Annotated in this window: 4 protein-coding genes and 1 pseudogene; 3 read left to right on the plus strand and 2 right to left on the minus strand. The window is 35.2% G+C overall.

The genetic code is table 11. From position 1 onward, the window contains the following. Both GA0061080_RS10680 and GA0061080_RS10685 read left to right on the plus strand, forming a co-directional pair. Window positions 1-639, plus strand: a 639-nt coding sequence (locus tag GA0061080_RS10680) for an RHS repeat-associated core domain-containing protein (RefSeq protein WP_141683144.1), incomplete at its 5' end; no start/stop codon positions are given. Next, the gene (locus GA0061080_RS10685; protein ID WP_091125362.1) at window positions 639-1,079 is read left to right on the plus strand and encodes a hypothetical protein; all 441 of its coding nucleotides are present in this window, start codon (window positions 639-641) and stop codon (window positions 1,077-1,079) included. The genes GA0061080_RS10680 and GA0061080_RS10685, both read left to right, overlap by 1 nt. On the opposite strand, the gene GA0061080_RS10690 is transcribed toward GA0061080_RS10685, so the two are convergent. Next, window positions 1,065-1,610 carry an RNA 2'-phosphotransferase gene (locus GA0061080_RS10690; protein WP_091125366.1) on the minus strand — a complete coding sequence of 182 codons (546 nt, stop codon included), beginning with the start codon at window positions 1,608-1,610 and terminating at the stop codon, window positions 1,065-1,067. The two genes, GA0061080_RS10685 and GA0061080_RS10690, sit on opposite strands and share 15 nt — an antisense overlap. A 113-nt stretch (window positions 1,611-1,723) precedes the next feature. Beyond that, window positions 1,724-1,960, minus strand: a pseudogene (locus GA0061080_RS10695) (IS3 family transposase); the annotation flags it as partial. A 350-nt stretch (window positions 1,961-2,310) separates the two neighbouring features. On the opposite strand from GA0061080_RS10695, the gene GA0061080_RS10700 reads away from it, so the two are divergent. Then, window positions 2,311-3,202, plus strand: an 892-nt coding sequence (locus GA0061080_RS10700; protein WP_141683142.1) for a hypothetical protein, incomplete at its 3' end; no start/stop codon positions are given.

Below are 3,202 nucleotides of genomic sequence, written 5' to 3' on the forward strand. Positions count from 1 at the left end.
TTCCAAGGGCAATATTATGATGAGGAGACGGGATTACACTACAACCTAAATCGTTATTACGACCCATTTACAGGCAGGTATATTACTCAAGATCCGCTTGGTATACTGGGTGGACTAAATAGTTATCAATATGCCGGTAGCGATCCGATAAATTGGATTGATCCGTTAGGGTTGATTAAGGTTGAAAATAGTGGGTTTGAGGGGATTGAGGGGAAGGATATTAACAATGTATCTACTTTGAATCCTCATGAAATTAGATTTTCACAGAATACAGTTTCATTTTCTAAAACAGATAGAGTTACTGGTAATAAATATACTTACGATGATCTTGTAAATAGTATGAAAAAGGATGGGTGGAAAGGTGATCCTGTTGATGTAGTAAAAATGCCAGATGGAAAATTAACGAGTATGGATAATACTCGAATTATAGCTGCACGAGAAGCAGGCATTGATATTCGAGTTATTATTCGTTATTTTAATGATAGACTAACGCCAGAAATTCAAAAAGCTCGAGGTTGGGAACAATATAAAACGTGGGGTGAAGCAATTAAAGGACGTATAAATAAACAGTCTGGAGATTTTGGGAAACAAAACCCAAATGGTTCAATACAACCTCGTAAAATAAAAGGTAAACAGTAATGTCAAATATATTTTTATATAATCTTCCTATACTACCCAACGGCTTTGCTTTTCCTAAAAGCTATGTTGATACTGTAAAGAATAATAATATTATTCAGATTGAGCCATGGTCTTTTTTATGTCAAGATATAGGGATGTCATTAAGTTATTACGGCTCAATGCTAATAAAATATACAAATCATCCTTTAATACCTTTTGCCATTGCTAACGATCAATCGGGTTTTTTTAATGATGGATACATTATTTTAGCCTGCTTTGATGGAAATGATACAAGTGGAGATCCAAAGGTATATTTTCATGATTATGGTTATAGTGGGGAAGAACCTTCTTGGGAAAACCGATATCATTTAGACAATTTTTTAACTTGGTTTGAACTAGTCAAAGCAGAATCAGCCCAATATAAAGCCGAGAGGTCTAAATTAGATTTAGTCAAATATTAAAAAGCCAGTATGAACATTATTGGTTAACCAAACGCCATTATCAGCTAGATAAAACTTAAAGCCTTGTTGATGCATCAGTAAGGCTTTTACCTTTAATACAACAGGTTTACCGTGGCGTTTCCCTACAGCATTAGCTGTCTGTTCATTAATAGATAAATGGACATAATGGCGATCACCTGCAATTAATCCTTGTTTTTTTATTGAATCAATAAAGCGCGTTGCTGTACCATGATATAAAAATTCGGGTGGTACTTGTTCAACATACTTAATTTTAACTTGTTGAGTTGAATGTCCTTGTGCTGCGCGTATTTTTAAACCGTCTTCTGAAATCATAAAACGTCTTTTATCGCTTGTTTTGACAACTTCTTCGATTAATTCTTTGGTAAGTGATTCACCATGTTGATTAGCTTGTAGGAGCAAGACATTAATATCGACCCATCCTTCAGTATCTAAAGTTATACCAATAGCTTCTGGTTGATGCCTTAAAATGTAACTTAAAAATTTACTCGTTTTATTTAATTGATAGTTCATGTTTGATATCTCTTATGAATCCTATTAATCGTGGTGGATTTACTTATTACTTTTTAAACCTACAAAGCAAGCTTCCCCCAACTAACAAAAGAAAATTGATCCTCGCCAAAATATTAGACAGTGCCCGCCTCTATCATTTTTTCGTTTTGGTAATATTGTTGTTCATATTGTTCAGGTGATACCCAGCCATTGGCTGAATGACGGCGTATCCGATTATAATAGATTTCAATATATTCAAATAGTGTTTTATTAGCCTGCTTCCTCGTTTTGTAGTAACAGTCATGAATAATATGTGTTTTGAGTGTATGAAAAAAACTTTCAACAACCGCATTATCAAAGCAGTTTCCTCTTCAGCTCATGCTTTAGATTCGCATTCAAATTGAAACAAATCGTCATACCAATCAAGGAATATAATACTCATTAATTTAGTACCTTTTTTTGATAGAGCACCAATGAACACTGGTCACAAGCTGAAAATAATATTAAACCTATCAATCCACTCAGATTCTAAGGACAATATTTTGGTGAAGACAAATTTATGGCAAGGTAATGGGTTTATTGCCGAAAGCGATAATGATAAACATTGGCAAAGTTATATTTATGAACCCGATAGCCACCGACCGCTTGCCCTTTAATTTTTTGTTTAAAATGTGTTGCCATTCCAACAGAACATGTCCCCAATAAATACGGTCCCACCAATATGGCTCACTGTGTTTTTTCGCCAGATGAAAAAAATGCCATACCCTTTGAGTTAAATGAAGATGGGATAGCCGTTATTGAAAATTGTACCCCAGGTCGTCGCTATTATGTTCGAATTGCGCCGATAACCGATGAAGAAGAGATTAATAAGTGGTTTACGGGTTATACACAAATTATTGAGCACTTGTCTGAATTTTTAACATCAGAATGGGATAATATACATTCTAAACGTTGGAAAATATACGATGAAAAATATCAACGAATTGAGCGATTCAATAGTGAAGGACTAAGAGGACAGCCACTTAATCCTTATCTTTCCGTAGTAACAGGGGATTTCATAAACGGTGTTATTGATGAAGGTAAGCAACCTATTATAGATGGATTGGAATTTTCATTAAAATACAGTCCAACCCCATTGGGGGTTTTAAATGCCCTTGATTTGGCAAAAGCAGCGTCGGATAAATTTTGGGAATGGTATCATTCTTCTGAAAAAAAAGAAGATGAACAAAAAGAAGCCTATTTTTTTGTGCAAGATGAAGTTTATATCTATATCATTGCAGCTGCAGTAGAATATTGGTATCAATTGCAATCACCAAAGGATAAAGCTTATCTTTCAGGTAGGGCTTTTTTTCATATTGCTGTTGAGATTGTTTTATTTATTGCTGAATGTTACCTCATTGGAAAAGTTATTCCTATTGCTGCAAGTGTAATCAGAGCCTCTTCCTCAGCTATCAGTCGAAGTGCCGCTGCGTTACTGGCTAAAGGTGGCGTTAGTGCGATTGAAACCGCCACAACTGAAGATATTATTCTGTCAATGCCACAGCGTTTTGCTGAGTTTTTTGGCTCAAAACAAAAAAAAGGCCGTTCTACCCAAGAGCGCATCCGGTGGGATA

The organism is Gilliamella intestini, from assembly GCF_900094935.1.
Lineage (GTDB): Bacteria > Pseudomonadota > Gammaproteobacteria > Enterobacterales > Orbaceae > Gilliamella > Gilliamella intestini.